We start from the raw sequence: 19,728 nt of genomic DNA, 5'->3' as shown, positions 1-19,728 counted from the left end.
CTCCTGAAGCTGTTCACTGGACCTGGATGTTTCCCTTGCGCACCACCTCGCTCCAGCGCGCCACCTCGGCGGCGATGAAGCTGGCGGCCTGGGCGGGCGTGCCCGGCGTGGGCTCGTTGCTCATGGCGGCCAGCCGGGCCACTACCTCGGGCTCGGCCAGGAGGGACTGGCAGGCCTGGTTGAGCCGCTCCACCACATCGGCCGGCATGCCTGGCGGCCCCGCCAGGCTGGTCCATGAATAGTTGACGACCTGCGGCTGGCCGGCCTCGGCCATGGTGGGCACATCGGGCAGGGCCGCCAGACGCCGCTCGCCTGCCACGGCCAGCGCACGCAGCTTGCCCGCCTGCGCAAAGCCCACGGCCGAGGTGGCGGGCACGAACAGCAGGTCGGCCTGGCCGCCCATCACATCGGTCATGGCGGGCACATCGCCCTTGTAGGGAACGTTGTTGAAGCTCACGCCGGCCGCCTGGCGCAGCAGCTCCGTCGTCACATGGCTGGACGAGCCAATGCCCGTCAGCGCCACATTCACCGTGCCGGGGCTGGCCCGGGCCAGGGCCACCACATCGGCCACCGAAGCGACCTTCAGCCTGGGCGAGGCCAGCAGCAGCATGGGCACGCGCCCCAGCATGGCAATGTGCGTGAAATCCCGCCGCGCGTCGTACTTCACGTTGGGATTGACCAGCTGGTTGATGGCATGCGTGCCCGGCCCGCCAATCACCAGCGTGTAGCCATCGGCCCGCGCGCGCGCCACGGCGTCGGAGGCCAGCGAGCCATTCACGCCGGGCCGGTTCTCCACCACCACGGGCTGGCCCAGGCGCTGCGACAGGCGCTCTCCCACCAGCCGGCCCACCACATCGGTCTGGCCACCGGGAGGGAAGGGAATCACCAGCGTGATCGGCCTGATGGGCCAGGCAGCCTGGGCCTGGGCGTGTGTCGGGGCCAGTATCGAGGCCGGAGCCAGGGCCGCAGCAAGCAGCCGCGCCATGGCGCTGCGGCGGTTGGAGAACGAAGGGCGCATGGTGGTCTCCTCTTGAATGATTGCGCAATCATTTCAAGCAAAGGCAGCGCTCTCCATTCGGACGTACGAGGGGAAACAATCAGACCGTGCTGATGGACATCATCGTTAACATGACCACGCAATCATCCTCAAGCCGCCTCTCCATCGCCATTCCAGGCAAAGGCCTCGCATGACCCTCCGCACCCTGCGCAACGCCAATGCGCCCACGCTCAAGGACCTGGCCCGCATTGCCGGCGTGTCGCCCATCACCGCCTCGCGCGCGCTGCACCGGCCTGAACTGGTGGCCGAGGCCACGCGGCTGCGCGTGGCACAGGCCGTGGAGCAATCGGGCTACGTGCCCAACTCCCTGGCGGGCGGGCTGACCTCGCGCCAGACGCGGCTGGTGGCGGCCATCGTGCCTTCGGTGGGGCACTCGCTGTTTTCCGACATGCTCGATGCGCTCATCCACACCCTGGCCGCGCAGCGCTATGAAACCACGCTGGGCATCTCCAGCTACGACCCGGAGCATGAGGAAACCTGGCTGGCCGCCATGCTCAGCCGCCGGCCGGACGGCATCGTGCTCACCGGCACCGAGCACACGGCACGCACGCGGCGCCTGCTGGTCAATGCCGACGTGCCCGTGGTCGAACTCTGGGACTACCAGCCCCATCCGCTGGACATGGTGGTCGGCTTCTCGCAGGAAGACGCGGGCCGCGCAGCCTTCCGCCACCTGGCCGCCTGCGGCTACCGGCGCCCGGCCATCCTGCGCGCCGACGACAGCCGCGCCGCCCGCCGCGCCCTGGGCTTCACCCGCGCCGCTGCGGAAGCCGGTGCCCCGGTTCCTGCGCAAATCGTCTTCTCGGAAGCCATCCCCCAATCCGGCCGTGGCCGTGATGCCTTGAACGCCCTGCGCGCCCAGGCACCGGAGGTCGATGCCGTCTTCTGCAGCTCCGATGCGCTGGCGCAAGGTGTTCTCTCCCACGCCCACGCCCACGCGCTGGGCCTGCGCATGCCCGAGGAATTCGGCGTGCTGGGCTTTGGCGACCAGGCCCTGGCGCTGGACGCCTGGCCCGCCCTGTCCACCGTGCGCGTGGACGGCGCCGCCATCGGCCGCCTGGGCGCAGAGGCGCTGATTGCGCGCATGGCCGGTGGCGTGGCGGCGGCAGCGCAGGATGTGGGGTTCGAGGTGGTGGGGAGGGGGAGTACGCGGGGGCACGAAGATGCGCGCTGAACGCCAGCGTGAGCCAATGGCCGGGCAGCGGCAGGAAGACCGGCTTTATCTCAGTATCAGCAAGACGCCGCGCTTGTCCATAACCGGGCCCAGCCCAGGCCCAGCAGGCCGGCGCCCAGTACCAGCCAATGCTCGCCGGGAAGGCCGGGGCGGGTCTTGTTCCAGTGCCAAGAGCGCGGGCGCCAGGGCGACGGCGGGCCGGCCCGGGCGCCTGCGTCAAGGGTAGGCGTATTACGACGCACAGGAAGGCGTTGGCCCGATGGCTGTACCGAGGGCCACACCGCATCCTGAAGGCGTTACGGACCAAAGCCCCACCATGAACACAGAACTGCTGGACCCCCCACGTACCGAACTGGCCGCTGGCGCAGGCACGCTTGAGTCTTCTTTCCTGCATGTGCCGCTCTACGAACGCCTGGCCAACCATCTGCCCACCGAACAGGAGCGCCAGGCTGCTGCGGACTTCCTGCACGGCGTGATCGCCGAGACCTCTGCCGATGCCGATGGCCTGCCGGACAACCCGGAGCACCTGACCGACTGGATGCGTGCCAATGTCGAAAAAGTGCACGCCCAGTACCAGGCCTACCTTGCAGAGCGCAAGGCGGGTGTGGCACGCCGCTACTTCGGCAACCGCGCCCATGCGCTGTACTTCCTGCGCAATGTGGCACCTACCAAGCTGGTGGACGGTTCCTGGCTCTACGGCCTGTGCGCGCACGCGGGCAACTCACGCATGTCGGACCTGGTCACCACCTATGTGGAAGAACTGGGCGACGGCATGGCCGACAAGAACCACGTCAAGCTCTATCGGGAGCTGCTGGCCAGGTATGGCCTTGATCCCGTGGAGGACCTGCCCGACGAGCTGTACCGGCAGGGGCTGGTACAGCTGGCGCTGGGCTGGAATGCGCAGCAGTTCCTGCCCGAGATCGTGGGATTCAACCTGGGCTATGAGCAATTGCCGCTGCACCTGCTCATCACCGCCTACGAACTCAATGAACTGGGAATAGATCCCTACTACTTCACGCTGCATGTCACCGTGGACAACGCCGACACCGGCCATGCCCGGCGCGCCTGCATTGCCGCCTGGGAGAACGCGCCGCGCATTGACGATGGCGGCGAATACTGGCGCCGCGTACGCGCAGGCGCCCGGCTGGCAGACACGGGCACCAGCACGCTGGACGTGATCCGATCGTTCGATATCGAAGCTGAGGTGGTGCGCATCCTGGCGCGCAAATCGCCTTCCGGGCATGGCGCTCACTCGGACTTCTGCAAGGTGGCCGGCCGCAGCGTCAATGACTGGCTGTCCCGTCCGCAGGACATGCCTGCCTTCCTGGGCGCGCTGGAGCAGGCACGCTGGATACAACGCAACCGGCCTGCTGAGGAAAGCCGCTTCTGGCAGCTGCTGCAGGGCGAGCGGGCAGAGATGTTCGGTGTTTTCTCTCCCTATGAGCTGCAAGTCATTCATGACTGGCTGCGTGGGCCGGCCAGTGCGGATGGCGCCTCCTTCGAATCCTTGGCCGAGCCCGGCAAACCGGCGCGGCGCATGAGCTTTCGCGTGGCCGAACGCCTGCGCACATCCCGTGGCGCGCGACCCGACCCGGGCCGCAGCGCGCAGGAGCTGGACACAGACCTGATGCTCTTCGAGCAGCGCTACCCCACGCTCGATCCAGCGGCCCAGCATGAGTTGCTGGTACAGGCCATGTCACCGGGCCTGCACTGGACGCCCCTGGGCCTGCGCGCCACCCGCCTGTTCCTGGGCCGGTAGGCCATTCGACCCTCTTTACCTACCCGGGAAAAATCATCTGGTCATTGGGCAAGATGGGCTTGCTCTTTGACCCATTCCCGGCTTTTTCCACGCACACACCATTCTGGGTTTTTGACCCAGTCCATTGAATCTTTATTTGGATGGCCTTCTAGAATATTACAGTGTGTATACCCGAGTTGGGGCATGGCGTAGTACTGCAAAGGTAGTATTGCAAAGAATCCGACAGCGGCAAAGAATATATTGGCGCAAGTGGAAGAGAGGAGAATGCATTCCACCTTTTTAAGTGTTTGCTTTCTGAAAGGAATTGCGTTGGCAATAACTGCCACTATCAATGTCAATGGGATTGCCCAGAAGGAGCCTATCATCGGAGATAGCGGTGTTATTCTAACTACTGGTGAAAGATCAAAGAGATCTAGAGTCTCCGGTATAACAATTTCACGGATAAGGTACAAATCGACAATAAGCAGCGCTATGGCAAAAGGAATAACCCAAATAGCATTTTTTCTGTTCTGCTTGACGCGATATTGCATTGTGTACTCCTGGTTGCTAATTTTTGCTGCTGTTTCTGCGCGGAAAGACTGCTTGGTCGTCGATCAATAAAATTGAGCCAATTTTAGTAAATATAGTAACTGCAGCCGTTGCGTTCAAAAGAGTACGGCTGCCTTATTTCCCCAAACGAGCTTGCTCATTGACCCATTTCCGGCTTTTTCCACGCACGCACCAATCCGGATTCTTTACCCAGTCTGTAAAATAAATGGTGGGGTGGTCTTCCAGGATATTGCAGCGGGTATAGCCCAGTTTTGGCATGGCATAGTACTGAAGAGGAGTAACTGCAAAAATACAAAAAAACATAATAAAAACTCCAACGGCTATGGCGGATAAAAAAATACGCGTTGGGATTTTCATGGCGTCTTCTGTACAAGGGACTGATTTTTGTATTGCAATGATAATTCCTGTGATTGAAATTATTGGCACACACAACGCAATTGGATCAAATGGTGTGATTCTTACTGATGGTGCGAGTTTATTCAAATCATTTACGGTTTCGCATAGAGAATAGAAAATACTCCAAATTGACATTGCTAGAAGCAGCAGAAAAAGTGGAATACTCCATATTAGTGATTTTCTGATTTCGGTTAAATTTCTTTTGTCCATTTCAAGACTCATCAATTTTTGCGATTAATAGGGGATAGTAAATTTTTAGGATGGTTCTGGGGTATTTCTTTGATCTCTGTTGTTTCATGATTGCCACTCAACTGTTCTGTGACGAGAGCGTCAGTATTAACGCGGTATATGCCAGAAGGTGTGCTGTTTGTCAAAATTTTTAGTGAAGTAATAACATTTTTCTTTATTTCCCAACTTTTATCGATTCTATTTAAAGCTATCCCGGTAAAAAATACCATTAAGGCCATGGCACCTAAAGAAAAAACAGCAATAGTAGTCACGCTTGCGACAAAAATTCCCGCGCCTATACCAACCATCGTCGCCAACCCAGCCTTGACCGCCTCCACTCCAATCCCTCCAACCAGGTCATGCATGGTCTTCTCGTCGTTGAAGATGAAATCCAATGTCTCCACGCCGATACCCACGACCAAGCTCAAGATGAAGCCCCCTCTAGCCACGCCCTGAAGGCCGCGCATGCCCAGGCCCATCTGGACCATGCGGGGATTGGTGGTGAGAAAGCGCGTGCCCTGCAGCAGATTGCCGCGAAACCCGGCTCGGCCCGTGATGATGATATAGGTGCCCTTGGGAGTCGCCTTGACATAGGTGCGCGCACCGGCAAGGCGCAATGCAATCAGCGTTCTGGTGAACAGGTACGCGTCATTGGCCAACATGGAGGCGGGTATGGTCCAGGGTTTGCCGGCATTGGGGCTGGCCGTCTGCGTCCAATACCGGCCCAGGGCGCTTTGGGCCAGGATGGCGCGCAGGTTGGCCTCCAGGCGCGGGTCATTGCGCGACCTGTCTTGCAGGACGCCTAGGAACTCTTGCGGCGTGAGTACCACCACGTCCACCTGCTGGCTGTCCATGGCACGGGTGATCTGCCTGTTGAAGGCCTTTTCATAGCTGATATACGGGTGGGTGAGATCGGTGGATGTTGCCATGGCCTGCAAGCGAATGGTTAATTGAATGAATAAGTAAATGGTGGTTTGCCAAATGCCAGAAAAATCACAAACGCAGGCCTCCCATCAGGCCTATGGGAAATCAGGTCCGATCAAGGTATGGGAGTGGGAATTGCGCGTTCGCAATCATTCCCAAGGCCAATGTCAAGCAATGGCCTGGGAATTCCGCTGTGGGAGTCCGGCTATTTGATTTCTTGGGTATCTGGAAGTCAAGTAGAAAGGCTGGTGACTGATTATTTTCAGATTATTCCTAGACTCATATGCGAGATGCATGCCTTGAGCACAGGCGATATGGGTCTTGGAATGAGGAAGAGGGCGGTGACAAGGCTTTGCCAGTCAGTGCAGCCATTTTCCCCAGTGGACGCAGGCCAGCCGACACCGCCGTGCTGCGGGCCTTTGCGGCCACAGGCACGGCACCGTGGTGATGCGGTCATGAAGACCCGGTACAAGGACACCGCGCGCAGCGGGCTGGCGTTTCATATCATCGAGTGCTGCGCGGGCCTGGCGGCGCAGCACCAACGGCAACAGCCGGCCGCCATCATCCAGCCCGTTCACAACCTCGCACACCCATGACAGCCGGTGAAAAATTGAAGGCTTGGGCACGACGCATCAAGCGCGATGGCGTCACCCTATGGTTTGCCTGCAAGAGCCCCCAGACGCCCTGGTATGCCAAGGCCCTGGGCGCCTTCGTAGTCGCCTACGCCCTGAGCCCCATCGACCTGATCCCCGACTTCATCCCCGTGCTGGGCTATGTGGATGACGTCCTGCTGCTGCCCGCGCTGATCTGGCTCACCGTGCGGCTGCTTCCCCCTGCCGTGCTGGCCGACAGCCGCCAGCAGGCCGAGGCCTGGATGCAGGTCCAGGGCCGCAAGCCCCGAAGCCGTGCCGGAGTCGCCCTGGTGGTGGGCGTCTGGCTATGCGTTTGCGTGGGGGCCTTCCTTGTGTTCCGAGGGCGCTAGGGTCTTTGAGCGCGACGCCTTGCCGGGCTGAGCGGCGGCGGGCGGGCAACACAAGGATGCGGGAGCTGTGCCTGAGCGCTGTATCATCTCGCCCAGGTGCTGAACACACCTTCACAGGCGGTCCCGCCACACTCCCGAAAGCAGTTGGACGTACTCATAGGAGGCCTTATGGCTGCTTTCCTTGCGGGCGTATCAATGCCCAAACCCTCTCCCAATCCTTTGCGTGGCCCCGTTCTTCGAGCGCATGGGCATTCCTTTGCATCAGCCGACAAGCGTGCTCATTGAGGAGTTGCCATGCTGTACTTTCAACTTTCCGAGCCGGAGTACAACAGCCTGCAGCGCGTGCAGGATCAGTTGGGGCTGATTTCCAGTTTGATCATTGGTGCTTATCCGGGGCATGCCTTGGAACCGGTGACCCCGGGGCAATTGCTTGCGTTTATTCAGGCGCAGGAAGAGGTGCTTGAGGGGGTGATGGGGGGAGTTAGGGAGCGTGGGGTGGTGCGGGGGATGGATTGACTGGGTGCTGCGCTGGGAGGCCACGCATGATATGCATGGCCTTTCTGGTGGGTTGGGGCTGCCAGCAGGGGTTGGTGGAACAGGTGGAGAGCGTGACTATTGGGGGCTGCTCTCGACCATGAGCCGTCGCTGATGGAATCAAGAAGCAGACATTCAACGTTCAAGCTCAGCTGGTGGCGAAGCCGTCCGCCGGAGCGCAGGGTTGGGCAACAAACCTAGCAATTTAACTCGCCCGCTCTTGGTGCTCAGGCCTCATGACTTTCTCCGCTCAGTCTTGCAGAGACGCATAAAAGTCCGTGCCAAGCCAAGGCAAACGCTCGCGTTATTTGACCACGTGAGATGCACATCGGCTCCCCTTCCGCTGCCATCCAACAGTTTGAAGAGAGCGTCATTTCCATTCCCCCGAGCGAGGACCTTTACGGGAACACCGTAAAGAACATGTCCTGGGGCAAGCGCCACTTCTAGTTGCCGTAATAAGCTCTGCGTCAGGCGCTCGCCAACTGCTTCTGCGGGATTCAACGGCGTTAGCCGTTCCATGACAGTTCCTTTGCAGCCCAACGTATAACTTCAGCAGCCGCCGAATGCGGTCCGCTGCAAGGATGAGTTAGGGTCGGGCGACTTGCCATGCAGGCGCTCAATGTAGTTTCGCAAACTTGGCAGCTCCACCTCCTGGCGACCATAGGACAGCAAAAGGTTTTCGCCCCGACGATGAACTTGAACTTCGATCGGATAGTAAGTACCTGGAATGGGATCTAGGACAGGGCTGGCACCCAAAAATCCGATCTCCACTGTGTTTAGATGCGGCGAGAAATGACAAAGAACGCCGCATGCGGGGCAGCGGTATGCAACAGCGGAGCCGGCCCAGCAAAATGCTCTGACAAAGGCATCGCTGAACGGGACCTCAGTGCGACACTCAGGACACTCGATGTTCATGGGCTCTAGCGTTGGAGATGACCGGCGGACAGTAGGCGGGCGAAGCTCGCTGAGAGGATGTCAGTGTCGATCGACTTGTTAACCCGTGCTAGCGCGTTACTCGAGCCGCTTATTGCTTTCGCTCGGTCAAATCAAGCAGTTCCCGAATCAAGTCTTCTGGCAAGTCTTTGGGAAACTGTTCCTTGTCGTAGTTTTGCGCGGAACGGATAACTTCCTCAGAATGCGCGACGGACGCATCCGGTGATTTTTCATCTATATCGTATGTCGGCAACTTGTGATTGAATAGACTCAATATAACCTCAGGCGCGCCTTCAGGAAGCGCCGTAGAGTGCTTCTTGAAGGAGGCTTCGTCACCCATCGCAATTGAGAAAACTGCCTCATAAGCGGCTTGATGCTGATCTTTGGTGAGACGGGTCATGGCGGCATATTCGCGATGCACAGCCGCTACGTGCTCCCACCATGAAACTTCTTGCGATGGATGCGCATCTCTCTTGAAACCGTCTATCCAAAATTCCATAGAGTGGGTATAGACGCCAAGCAAAGATGCACGGAGTAGCCTTATGCGTCCTACTAACTCATCACTCAATTCGGGATGCCGAATGGGCCCGGGGTGAACCTTCTCAATCTCAATTTGTTGGACTTTAGCGTCGCGGATAGCAAGCTTGTATGCGAGTCGACGCTGGATTTGCGTGAACACCTCTGGGCGGATAGTCTCGATGATCTTGACTGCGGCCTCCACCGGCGTCAGCGAGTCGGACTTGATCGCAAGTTTGTCCGCTAGAGTGGGGCTGAACGCGACCACCTGATCGAAGCTTACGTTCTGCCATACAGGCAAGATAACCTTTCCTCCCGCAATTTCACGACTCGTCAACCCACGCAGTTCGTAGTCCGGCCACTTCTTAGACATGAACGCCGGCGACAGAACCACCAAGCCGTAGTTCGATCGAGCAAGTCCTGCATCAATACTCCTGCTCAAGCTATCCCCGAGTTTGAGCTCAAATTCGTCATACCAGACGTTTACGCCAAAAGCAGAAAGCGCGTTCGCTAATGGCGCCACGAATGAGTTCTTGTCCTCTGATGCGTGCGAGATAAATATGTCCCAGCTTTTCTGCTCTGTGTCGTTCATAGGGCTATTTCCTGTATCAGGCTAAAGTAATGTAGACATCGCCAAGCCGCAGACCATATCTGGCGCGTGCGGTCTAAATTGGCAAAAAACGCGGAAAGGGGATTGTGGCCGTCGCCTGACGGTACGTATTCTGTATAAAATATAGCACTAGATTCAGCCATAAAACCCGCCGCCCCTCCTGTGTTGTGCGCCACACGGTTGCTGGACCAGATCCGTGAGCGAGTTGGTTACAAACACAATAGCCTGCACACCGAACAGGCCTACGTGCAGGTAGTGACGCGTGTTTGTGAAATGGCACGGCTTGCGGCATCCGCGAGACATAGGGCAAGTGAAACTCGAGCGTTTCTGGGCATGTTGCCCTGGCGCTTACAACTCGGCTGAATGACGGCTTTTGAGCGTTCAACCGGAGGACCGCTCAAGGTTAAAAAAAATCATCTACAAGATCAACTCCCATTCCCAACCATTTCCCGGGTCCCTCGACACCCCGCACCAAACGCCGAGCATCCCCAAAACGACTTCCCCGCAGCAGGCCCACGCTTCGCAACCCGCTGAACCATGGCTTTCCCGCATTGAGGACAGCCGGGTATTGGGGCAGCAGCCGGTTGCACTGTGTCCAAAGCAGGCTCCGTCTTGACGGGCTCGACCACAGGCACAGGGCTCGCCAAAGGTGCAGAAGTCCGGGCCTTGGTTGTTGAAGCCGCTCCTGTCTGGGCCTTTGCTTCCTTCAGCAATTTCATGAGCGCGGCGCCGTCCATGAGGTGGATATTCCTCCCCGCAGCAAACGCCACAGCCTCCTGAGTAAACCTGCCAGAAGTCACCACAAAGCCGGCAGCGGCCCCATCAGCCGCCATGACGCCATAAAGCTCGCGCACAGTGGAAACGCCTACCTTGAAGGCTTTCCACTGCTTGCATTGCACCAGTGTCTTTTCGCCATCCTTCGAGAGGACCAGGTCCACACCACCATCAGGCCCGCCCCCACCGGTTTCCCTGACGCCGTAGCCGCGCCGCCGAAATCCCTCACCCACCAGCGTTTCAAACTCCCGCCATGACATGTTCTGCAGCGCGTCCGCGCTGGAACTGGCCGAGGTGGTTTCGAACAACCGGCTGCGGCGCCGCTTGCGCACGGCGGAAATGGCCGCGCCGGCCAGGCAGATGAGGGGCAGGATGTACTGGCCACCGGTAGCCAGGCCCTGCCATATGGCCGTGGTGGCCAATTGGCCTATTTGCTGCGGGCTTTGCGCTGCAGGCAGGGGACGGATGGCAATGGAGTGCAGCACCATGTAGCTGGTGAGCGCCAATGCGATGCCGGCCCACCAGGGCAGCGTGGCGATCAGATCCATGAGGTCTTCTGCCGTGCTGGTCTTTCGTTTTCTTGCCACTCCCGCTCCTCCATCGATCAAATTGCCAAACATTTTGCAACATTTATGGGCGAGGCGAATTCCTGTGCCAATGGGTGCGGTGAAATCAAGAGAAATTGACATTCACGATGTCTTCTGGCTGGCGATGAATGTGTGCAATGCGCTATTGATTACGTAGCGGGTGGTGTATGCCTGGTCTGCGAAATTCCTTGCCTTGTCATTTGGGGCAATGGATTGATCGTGCTCATTGCCATGGGTCGCGCAGGGGACAGGCTCCTTGGAGCGTGAGAGAGCTGTCCGGCTGCTGTCCTTATCCCCAGTGCTGTATGAATTTGTGTCACTTGTTTGGGGGACATACAGGGCCATGGCGGCTACCTAGCATCCGGTTGACTGGAGCGCAAAAGGAGGGTGGGCGATGACTGCGGTGCGGTCATTTCTTCAACGCCGCCGCTTGTTTGCACAGCGATTCGAGGCCGAATCCGGCCTTTCACCATCAGGAGCCTTCGCCATGTCCGACCCTGCAAATTCAACGAATGCATTCACACCGTCTGCCGATATCTACAAGGGAATCTCCGTTCTCAGTTCAGAGGACTGGATCGGGCTGACGACGTTCTTCGAGTCTGCAGTCACCGACAACCCGACCACCACGGAGCTGATGCGCGCCATGCTGGGCATGCAGAAGCAGGATGCGTTTCGGCCGGAGTTTTCCGAAGCGGTGGAGCTGTTCGTCACGCTCAAGGGTGTCGGCCAGAAGTTCAAGGCCGATGTGCAGGACAAGATGCTGACGCTGGCCGACGATATCGTTCAGTACAACGATGTGGCGGCAACCACCTATGAGCGGTTGATCGAGCTGGTGGACCGTTTTGATCTGGAGGGGGCGCCCACCCCATCGGCGGAGCCGGCGGTGGAAGCGAAATGGAAGGCCCTGGTCAAGGTTTGGGAAAGCGATACGCCCAGCGGGCGTTCGGAGCAGATCAAGCGCAATTTCAGCAGCGCGCTGGAGCAGTTGATTGAAGACGCCAATGCGCGATCGGTGCGTGCCTTCGCGCTGCAGAACTCCATTCTTGACAACGGCAACGGAATACTGGTGCGCCTGAATGCCTGCAAGACCGCGTTCAATGGACAAAAGCAGAAGTTCACGACCACTCTGGGCGCCGAGGGTGCTGCCAACCAGAAGCTGAAGGCCGCCGTGGAGAAGCTGGAGAACGACTTGAAGGCCCTGCGCCGCAAGGAAAAGGATGAAGTCATCGTGCTGTCCACGTCTCCGGCCTATCTGGCCATTCCGCTTTTCGGTCCGCTGATTCTGGCGGGGGTGGATATCGGTGTGGGTGCGGACCTTGCGGTCACGCGCAGGAAGATTGCCGAGAAGGTGGATGAGGTGAGAACCATCCAGGCCACGATGGCTACGAACGAGCGCTTCATCGGCTACTACAACCGAAGCAATGATCGCTTCGACAGCATCAGCAAGAGCATCGAAGACCTGGGTCCCAAGCTCAAGACGCTGGGCGAGGCATGGCGCGCGATTTCTGCCGATCTGGGCAACATACACAAGGTCTTGAGCACCACCGGCCGCAAGTCCCTGCAAGGGGAAAACTGGTTCAGCCTGACGGTGGTGCTGGGCACGGCCAAGAAGGGCTGGGCGCGTGTCGCCGGACAGGCAGACCATTTCCGCCGTTTTGGCGGCACGCCGAAGAAGGCGCAGAGCGTGGACCAACTGGTGGAACTTGCCAGCAAGAAGGCAGCCTGAGCGGTCTGCTCCGGCCTTTGTCCCACCGCTGCACAGGTGCAGTGCCTTACCTGGAACCACCCGCCATGACTTCAGCAATGACTCCCATTGAATTGCGAACCCTGATCGATCGCTACCGTGCCGAGGGCCTGGTGCCGCCAGGGCCGCTGGTCTGCAGCGGTGGCCGCGCGCCGGACGGCAGCTTCAATCCCTTCGGCACCGTGGCCGATCTGGTGGTGGACCTGAAGGTGTTGCTGGACGAGGCCGACGCGGCCGGCCTGCAGGCGCTGGACATCCATGCCGATACCGTGGTGGTGCCCGAGGGGTTCGACAGGCGGCTTGACGGTTCGGTGCGGCGGCTGACGGTGGTTGCCCGCCGCATTGTTTCCGAAGGTACGACGGTTCTGAGGATGCTGCATGACGCGGACAACGAGCTCAGCAGGGTGCGCATTTTCGTGGAAACCGTGGAGGGCCGGTTCACGCTGTACGGCGGCCCCACGCGCGACACCCCTTGTGCGCTGGAGGGGGCCTGGGACACGGTGGCGCGGCCGCAGTTCAGCAATTTCCTGTGGCAGGACAACCGGGCTGTGGTGAAGCACACCCCCGTGCCGCCCGGCCTGCTGGAGCATGGCGAGCCGATGCACAGGGTGCTGGCCGCGCTGTTTGCCCTGAGCGCCGGCATGGCGGGCAGGCCCGGCCATAGCGACCACAGCGCGGCCGAACTGGCGTTGTGCCATGAGGCGCTGGGCTGGATCACGCGCTGGTCAGGGGTCGAGTCCGGGTTTGGCGAGTTGATCCAGGCGGCGGGTTCGCTGCAGCGTCTGCTGCCGGTCATGGGCGTTGACGGGCTGGCCAGGCCGATTCCTGATCTGAGCGCCGGCAGCTATCTGTCGCTGGCCAAGGCCCGGCAGGAGGTGATGGCAGCCATGGAGGCCCACCTGCGCAGCCTGCGCGCCAGCGGCGAGCTGGCAGGTGCCGTGGGCAGCGTCGCGCAGGCGTTTGCCGACCGGGATACCTTGGACCTCAAGACGCTGGAGCCACGTTGCACCGAGCTGGAGCAGCGGCTGATTCAGCAGATCGATGCCCTTGACCGCGCCGCACGCACGGTGCGCCAGGAGGAGCTTGAAGCGGAACTTGCCGCCATGCGGCTCAAGCTGGAGAGCGACGTTGCCCAGATCGTGCGCACCGTGAAGATGAGCCTGGAAATCGCCTTTGGCGTCATTGCGGTCGCGGGCAGCGTGGCGGCCCTGTGCGTGGGCGTGCCGCCCGACCCGAAGGCGCTGACCGAGACCGGTCAGAAAGGCGTGTTCGGCCTGAAGGACTTGTACGGGCAGGCCAAGACGCTTGGCGGCAGCATAGACGGCCCGCTCAAGGCGCTGAAGGCTCTGGGCCAGTCGTTTGCCATTCCACTGCAATGGGCCAGGCACAACTCCAGCACGCTCAAGAATCTGGTGGATCCCGCCAAGGGCGCATTGAATGCGGTGCTGCCGGTGATCCGTGGGCCACTGGGCGGGCTGGATGTGGAGGGGATTTCCCGGGAGCTGGGCGACACCATGCGTGCACTTGCGCTCATGCCGGATGCCAATGAAGCCAAGGCCGCCTGGACGGTGCTGGAAAACGATGCCGTCAACCGGCTGGATCTGGTGCTTGCCACGGAAGGCACCGAGGCGGCCGTGCGCAACACCGCCAACACCCTCAAGACACAGGTGCAGAAAGTGGCCGTCTATGGCCGCCTGCTGGCTGAGCAAAGCGCATCCAAGAATGCCATTGCCCGTGAGCTTGCCACGCTCAAGCTGGAATACGTTGCGGTGATCGGCAAGCGCAAGCGCCTGCAGGCGCTGGAGCAGCAGGCGTTGACAGAGCTGGAGCGCAGCGCGCGGCTGCAGGGGGAAATCACCCTCAGGGCAGAAAGTGCGCGCCGCGGTTTCTTTGTGGACTGCTTCGGGGTCCGTGCCGCACAGGCCTACGAAACCGGCAAGCAGCCTGGCCACCGTCTTTCGATGCCGGGCACGGCCGCTGCCATGGCAGATGCACACGCCACCCTGCTGGCAGACCACGCCAGCGCGCAGGCGGCCAATGCGAGGACCCAAGGGGATCTGCGGCGGGAATTGCGGGTCACTGACGCCGCGCTGCTGCAGCAGCTGGCGCATGGGCAGCCCATCAGCCTGTCCATTGCCACCAGCCATCCGGCACTGGCCAGCTACCACCGCATCCGCCTTTCGTCGGTGCAGGCCTGGCTGGAGTTTGCCGATGCCTCGGCCCAGCGCATCAATATCGACATGGTGACCGGCAGCGACTTTCACGACAGCACGGGCAACGGGGACGAGAGGCTTTTCTGCTCGCCCCTGAAGATCAACTTCACCTACGCCGGCGACCAGATCGAGTTCTCGCAGCATCTGGGAGACGTCTGCCCGACGCCGTTCACGACGTGGCTGATCGAAGTGCTGGAGCCCCGACAGATGCCGGCAGCGCCTCGGGCCCTGCGCCTGCTGATGGCCGGCACTGCAGCCAGATGAGCCGGCTTCTGTGGCTGCCCGCCGCTGCCACGGCGCTGTGCTGCGGTGGCGCCATGGCAGCGAGCTGCCGCGTCGAAGCCGAGCCCGCGCGTGAGCCAGTCGCACGGCAGGTATGGACCGATATCGCCGAGTTCTCGTTCCTGACCGGGCTTGATCTGGACGATGCCAGCGGCCGCATGACGCTGGTAAGGAATCTGGAGAGCATGCAGTCGTTCCCTGCGCTGAAGGCGGCATCGGCCGCTTGGGGCACGCTGCGTGCCCGTATCGACGGGCTGGCCGATACGGTGCAAAAGCTGGGGCAGGCCGTGGGGCGTTTGCAGCAGCTGTGCGACCAGCTGGATGCCGTTTCGCTGGCCCCCGACGCACCGCTGGACGAGGCCCGATGGAATGCGGGTGTCGCAGCCGTCGAGACGGAGATGGATACGGCCATTGCGGCGGCTGCACCCGTCGTGGCGCAGCTGGAAAGTCATGCCACGCTGCTTCGCGTGGCCGCCGCGCACCATGCCAGGCAGCCGCCACCGGCAAACGCGGTGGTCCGCCTTGGGCCTGCGCCGCAGGCGATGGCAACGGAATTCAGCACCCTGGCATTGCGCTGGCGGGCCGTGGCCTCCGACCTGGCAAATGCTCGCCGCATCTTGCCGGTGAGGCCGGTGCGTGGTTCGTCTGCGCCCTTGATCGCCATGACGGCCGCCATGCGGGAACTGGCACGGATCTCCGCCGAGGCGCACGCGCTCTCGGCCCAGCGGCTCAGCGATGCGGATTTTCGGCGCTACGAGACGGGCGACTACCTGTACGACCAATGCCCCATGCTCAAGGACCGCCAATGGGTCGGGCTGCAAAACCTGTATTGGAGTGAAAGGCGCAACGCGGTAGCGCTGCTGCAGGGCACGGGCCTTGTGTCGCCCCCCGGGCTGTACAACGTCAAGCCATGGCAGATTTCCGTCCCGGCCATGATTCTGGGCGCCGACAGATGGAGGTTCCTGCGCACCGGCAAGGGCTACTGGCTGGTCCAGAATGCGGCGTTCGGACCGGGCACCATGGCGCTCGATGTCACCAGCGTGGCCGGGAAACCGCATCTTGAACTGAAGATGACGGCGTCGGCGGGAGACTCGCCACGCTTCAGCGGCCAGCAATGGCGCTGTGCGCCCAGTGACCTGCCGGGTCAGTTCCATCTCTACAACCGCTTCCTGTCGGATGCCGTCGTGCTGGATACGGCCAATAACCATGGCATTGCCGTCATGCTGCCGGCCACCAGCCGCTCCTCTGGCCAGTATTGGCGTGTGATTGATCGGTAAGAGGCGCTTGGGGGCAGGACCCCCTTGATCTCAACCGCACTTGAGGTTGCATGCTCCAGGCTTCTCGTCGCCATGGCACTGCGCCATGGCCGGCGCAGACCCTGCAACCAAGAAGCATCCATGCCCCATCAAGATTCCCTCACGCTGGACGATCAGGTCCGGCCGACGACCGCCGAGAGCTGGTCCATCCTGTCCTCCCCCTACCGCCTGACGACGATCGGCATCGTCTCGCTGGTGGCCTTGATTGCCTTTGAGGCCCTGGCCGTGGCCACCGCCATGCCAGCGGTGGCCCGCGCGCTCGATGGGGTGCCGCTGTACGCGGTTGCCTTTGGCGTGACCCTGGCCACCAGCGTGGTGGGCATGACGGTGGCCGGCGGCTGGTGCGACGCGCGCGGGCCGGCGGCGCCGCTGTGGTCTGGCATGGCGTGTTTTGTGGCGGGGTTGCTGCTGGCGGGCTTTGCGCCGTCCATGCCGGTGTTTCTGGCGGGGCGGCTGGTTCAGGGGCTGGGGGCCGGTGGCATGTCGGTGGCGCTGTATGTGCTGGTGGGCCGGCGGTATCCCGAGGCACTGCGGCGGCGCATTTTTGCGGCGTTTGCCACGGCCTGGGTGGTGCCCGCGCTGGTGGGGCCGGCGTTGAGCGGCCTGGTGGTGGAGCACCTGGGCTGGCGCTGGGTGTTCCTGGGCGTGCCCCTGCTGGCCTTGCCGGCCGGGGCGATGCTGCGCCCGGCGCTCCAGGGCCTGGGCGGCCATGGCCAGGGCATGCAGGGCGGTGTGCGGCGCGGGCTGTGGGCCCTGGGCGCGGCCACGGGCATCTGCCTTCTGTATGTGGGCGGGCAGAGGCAATCGGCGGGCGCCTTGGGGGCGGTGGCGGTGGCCGCGGCCTTGTCGCTGGTCTGCACCTGGAAGCTCTTGCCGGCCGGCACGCTGCGCGCCGGGCGCGGGCTGCCCAGCGTGATCGCTTTGCGCGGGCTGGTGTTTGCAGCGTTCTTCGGGGCCGAGGCGTTCCTGCCGCTGGTGCTGGCGCGCGAGCACGGGCTGTCAGCGCCCATGGCGGGGCTGGTGCTGAGCGCGGGTGCGCTGGGCTGGTGTTCCGCCTCCTGGTACCAGGGACACAGCCGCAACGGCTGGAGCCGCCACCGCTTCCTGCGTGTGGGCACCAGCGCGGTGCTGGCGGGCGTGCTGCTGACGGCATCGGTGGCCTGGCCGGCCGTGCCCGTGTGGGTGGCGGTGGTGGGCTGGATCGTGTCGGGGCTGGGCATGGGCCTGCTCTCGGCAAGCCTGTCGGTGCTCACGCTGTCCATGTCCGCGCCCGGCGAGCAGGGCGCCAACAGCTCGGCCCTGCAGCTGTGCGAGGCCATTGCCGTGGCGGCCACCCTGGCCATTGGCGGATCGCTGTTCGCGGCCTTGCTGGAGACTTCGGCCCAGGCGGCCTATCTGGCGAATTTTGGGGTTGCGGCGGGGGCGGCGGTGCTGGCGGCGGTGATCGTGGGGCGAACGGATACGCGGCAGGTGTTTGTGGGATGAGGAGGCCGGCTTTGCCATCACAAAGATCGCTGGATGAGTGTTTAAGCCTGGCTCTGTAGGACGTGCGCGCAGGGGCTGGCGCGCCCCGGGACCACGCCTTGCCCTGTGGCGCATGTGCTGTGATGGCGGCTTGTCCAACCAACGCACAGGAGAAACACATGTCCGAGAAAACCGCTTCCGTCCATTGGGAAGGTGCAGGCAAGACCGGCCAGGGCCGCATCAGCACGGAGACCGGCGCGCTCAAGGACCATCCCTACGGGTTCGGCAGCCGCTTCGGGGATGACCGCAAGGGAACGAATCCCGAGGAGATCGTGGGCGCCGCGCATGCGGCGTGTTTCACGATGGCCTTTGCCTTTGCCTGCGAGAAGGCGGGCATCGCCACCGAGATGCTGGACACCACGGCCAAGGTCCGGCTTGCCAAGGATGGCGAGGGCTTCAAGATCGACCGCATCGCGCTCACGCTGCAGGCCAAGGTGCCCGGTATCGACGATGCGCAGTTCCAGAAAATCGCCCAGGAGGCCAAGTCCCAGTGCCCGCTGTCCAAGGCGCTGGCAGGCGTGCCCGAGGTGACCCTGGTGGCCACGCTGCTGCATTGAGTCCGCACAGGCGCTTGTGCCGGGAGGTGGGGCGGGGCAGGGCAGGTGCAGCGCTCTGGCTTGCCGGGCGCTCAATCCTGGGCCATGAAGCCTTTGCCGCAATCGCCGCAGATCAGGTTCAGCCCCGGCTTGCCCCAGACATTGACAGGCGCCGCGCAACCGCCGCACCGGTACTTGACGCGCAGGGACTTGTTGACGGGCTGCACGGTGGTCTCGCCGGTGGTGGAGCCCGGCACAGCCACCGAGGTGCCCACGGGCCGCACGGCTTCGGCCAGGGCGGGCACGGATGACATGGGCGGCTGGGTGCCCCGCATGCCCTGGAGCTGCGTGGCCATGCTCCACTGGCCCGTGACCACATGCTCGATGGCCGGGAAGCGGTCGTACCAGCTCAGCTGGAAGCGCGTGGTCAGCAAGGCATCGCAGGCCGCCAGGAAGGGGCCGCCCGCCACGGCGTAGTCGGCCATCATGTCGCCCGTGCGCCGCCCGCCGGGCCGGCCCGTGGACGAGGGCATGAGGCCCAGCGATTCCAGCTTGTCCGCCCATTCCTCGTTGTGATACCGCGCACGGCCCGGCTTGCCGAAGTGGTGCTGCCACAGGTGCGTCATCTCATGCACCAGGGTCTGCAGCGTCTCGATGATGGGCACCGCCGCGAAGTAGGCGGGGTTGAGCGCGATCTCGTCGGTGGTGCTGCCGTCCAGCGAGGCAAAGCGCGCGGCAGAGAAATAACCGCAGGTGCGTTTCTCGCGCTGCAGCGTGATCAGGCAGTGGGGCAGGGCATCGTCGAACAGGCGCTGGTTGAAGTGCTCGTAGGCCTGCTGCAGTTCGGAATAGGTTTCGCGCGTGGGTGCGGAGCGGACGGGGGCGGCGGGCATTGATGGATTGTGCAATACAACCATGTGAACATTGCCCCAAATCGACTTGGCAAGACCGGTATCGAAATTCAGAGCTGTCTGATTGAAAATAGCCATAAAGAATCAATAATTCATTTCCATGAAATTTATTGATCGACAGGGTGCCAGTTGCCATATACCGGGACTGCTGTACGACGGAGTACTTTCCGCTGAGGACTGGC

Annotated in this window: 17 protein-coding genes; 10 read left to right on the top strand and 7 right to left on the bottom strand. The window is 62.0% G+C overall.

Annotated elements, in window-relative coordinates:
* Positions 1–13: 13 nt before the first annotated feature.
* Positions 14–1,018, bottom strand: a complete 1,005-nt coding sequence (locus AC5I49_RS25865; RefSeq protein WP_312841028.1) for a Bug family tripartite tricarboxylate transporter substrate binding protein — start codon at positions 1,016–1,018, stop codon at positions 14–16.
* Positions 1,019–1,187: 169 nt separating this feature from the next.
* Here AC5I49_RS25865 and AC5I49_RS25860 point away from each other — a divergent pair, with 169 nt between their 5' ends.
* Positions 1,188–2,228 (top strand): LacI family DNA-binding transcriptional regulator, encoded by a 1,041-nt coding sequence (locus AC5I49_RS25860; protein ID WP_312841029.1) that lies wholly within the window; start codon positions 1,188–1,190, stop codon positions 2,226–2,228.
* 316 nt (positions 2,229–2,544) lie between these two features.
* The gene (locus tag AC5I49_RS25855; RefSeq protein ID WP_312841030.1) at positions 2,545–3,987 is read left to right on the top strand and encodes an iron-containing redox enzyme family protein; all 1,443 of its coding nucleotides are present in this window, start codon (positions 2,545–2,547) and stop codon (positions 3,985–3,987) included.
* Between the two features lie 41 nt (positions 3,988–4,028).
* Here AC5I49_RS25855 and AC5I49_RS25850 read toward each other — a convergent pair whose 3' ends face one another.
* The 3 genes from AC5I49_RS25850 to AC5I49_RS25840 all read right to left on the bottom strand — a co-directional run bounded on the left by AC5I49_RS25850 (position 4,029) and on the right by AC5I49_RS25840 (position 6,089).
* Positions 4,029–4,517, bottom strand: a complete 489-nt coding sequence (locus AC5I49_RS25850; protein ID WP_250438869.1) for a hypothetical protein — start codon at positions 4,515–4,517, stop codon at positions 4,029–4,031.
* A gap of 133 nt (positions 4,518–4,650) precedes the next feature.
* Positions 4,651–5,154, bottom strand: a complete 504-nt coding sequence (locus AC5I49_RS25845; protein ID WP_250438868.1) for a hypothetical protein — start codon at positions 5,152–5,154, stop codon at positions 4,651–4,653.
* Entirely contained in the window at positions 5,154–6,089 is a 936-nt protein-coding gene (locus AC5I49_RS25840) for a hypothetical protein (protein WP_495790104.1), read from the bottom strand. Before AC5I49_RS25840 ends, AC5I49_RS25845 begins: the two co-directional genes overlap by 1 nt.
* A gap of 450 nt (positions 6,090–6,539) precedes the next feature.
* Between AC5I49_RS25840 and AC5I49_RS25835 the strand changes: the two genes are divergently transcribed.
* The 3 genes from AC5I49_RS25835 to AC5I49_RS25825 all read left to right on the top strand — a co-directional run bounded on the left by AC5I49_RS25835 (position 6,540) and on the right by AC5I49_RS25825 (position 7,582).
* A complete protein-coding gene (locus tag AC5I49_RS25835) occupies positions 6,540–6,680 on the top strand; it encodes a hypothetical protein (RefSeq protein WP_392450525.1) in 141 nt (46 codons plus the stop codon).
* Positions 6,677–7,066, top strand: a complete 390-nt coding sequence (locus AC5I49_RS25830) for a YkvA family protein (protein WP_495790103.1) — start codon at positions 6,677–6,679, stop codon at positions 7,064–7,066. The genes AC5I49_RS25835 and AC5I49_RS25830 overlap by 4 nt, the downstream gene beginning before the upstream one ends.
* A 294-nt stretch (positions 7,067–7,360) precedes the next feature.
* A complete protein-coding gene (locus AC5I49_RS25825; RefSeq protein WP_495790102.1) occupies positions 7,361–7,582 on the top strand; it encodes a hypothetical protein in 222 nt (73 codons plus the stop codon).
* 1,042 nt (positions 7,583–8,624) lie between these two features.
* On the opposite strand, the gene AC5I49_RS25820 is transcribed toward AC5I49_RS25825, so the two are convergent.
* Both AC5I49_RS25820 and AC5I49_RS25815 read right to left on the bottom strand, forming a co-directional pair.
* Complete coding sequence (locus tag AC5I49_RS25820; protein ID WP_495790101.1) at positions 8,625–9,641, bottom strand: toll/interleukin-1 receptor domain-containing protein; 1,017 nt, start codon at positions 9,639–9,641, stop codon at positions 8,625–8,627.
* Between the two features lie 443 nt (positions 9,642–10,084).
* On the bottom strand, positions 10,085–11,020 hold the full coding sequence (locus tag AC5I49_RS25815; protein WP_473210822.1) for a restriction endonuclease: 936 nt from the start codon (positions 11,018–11,020) through the stop codon (positions 10,085–10,087).
* A gap of 487 nt (positions 11,021–11,507) precedes the next feature.
* Here AC5I49_RS25815 and AC5I49_RS25810 point away from each other — a divergent pair, with 487 nt between their 5' ends.
* From AC5I49_RS25810 to AC5I49_RS25790, 5 genes are all read left to right on the top strand, one after another.
* The gene (locus tag AC5I49_RS25810; RefSeq protein ID WP_046239082.1) at positions 11,508–12,746 is read left to right on the top strand and encodes an alpha-xenorhabdolysin family binary toxin subunit A; all 1,239 of its coding nucleotides are present in this window, start codon (positions 11,508–11,510) and stop codon (positions 12,744–12,746) included.
* 77 nt (positions 12,747–12,823) lie between these two features.
* Entirely contained in the window at positions 12,824–15,241 is a 2,418-nt protein-coding gene (locus tag AC5I49_RS25805; protein ID WP_495790100.1) for a hypothetical protein, read from the top strand.
* Entirely contained in the window at positions 15,238–16,536 is a 1,299-nt protein-coding gene (locus tag AC5I49_RS25800; RefSeq protein WP_312841410.1) for a hypothetical protein, read from the top strand. The genes AC5I49_RS25805 and AC5I49_RS25800 overlap by 4 nt, the downstream gene beginning before the upstream one ends.
* A gap of 120 nt (positions 16,537–16,656) precedes the next feature.
* Positions 16,657–18,060 (top strand): MFS transporter, encoded by a 1,404-nt coding sequence (locus AC5I49_RS25795; protein ID WP_175403274.1) that lies wholly within the window; start codon positions 16,657–16,659, stop codon positions 18,058–18,060.
* 158 nt (positions 18,061–18,218) lie between these two features.
* On the top strand, positions 18,219–18,656 hold the full coding sequence (locus tag AC5I49_RS25790) for an OsmC family protein (protein WP_016447025.1): 438 nt from the start codon (positions 18,219–18,221) through the stop codon (positions 18,654–18,656).
* Between the two features lie 71 nt (positions 18,657–18,727).
* On the opposite strand, the gene AC5I49_RS25785 is transcribed toward AC5I49_RS25790, so the two are convergent.
* Entirely contained in the window at positions 18,728–19,528 is an 801-nt protein-coding gene (locus AC5I49_RS25785; protein WP_495790099.1) for a SprT-like domain-containing protein, read from the bottom strand.
* Between the last annotated feature and the right edge of the window lie 200 nt (positions 19,529–19,728).

The sequence above is a fragment of the Delftia sp. genome (assembly GCF_059499305.1).
Note: the sequence above shows the minus strand (reverse complement) of the source record. Positions and strands in the feature narration are given on the sequence as shown.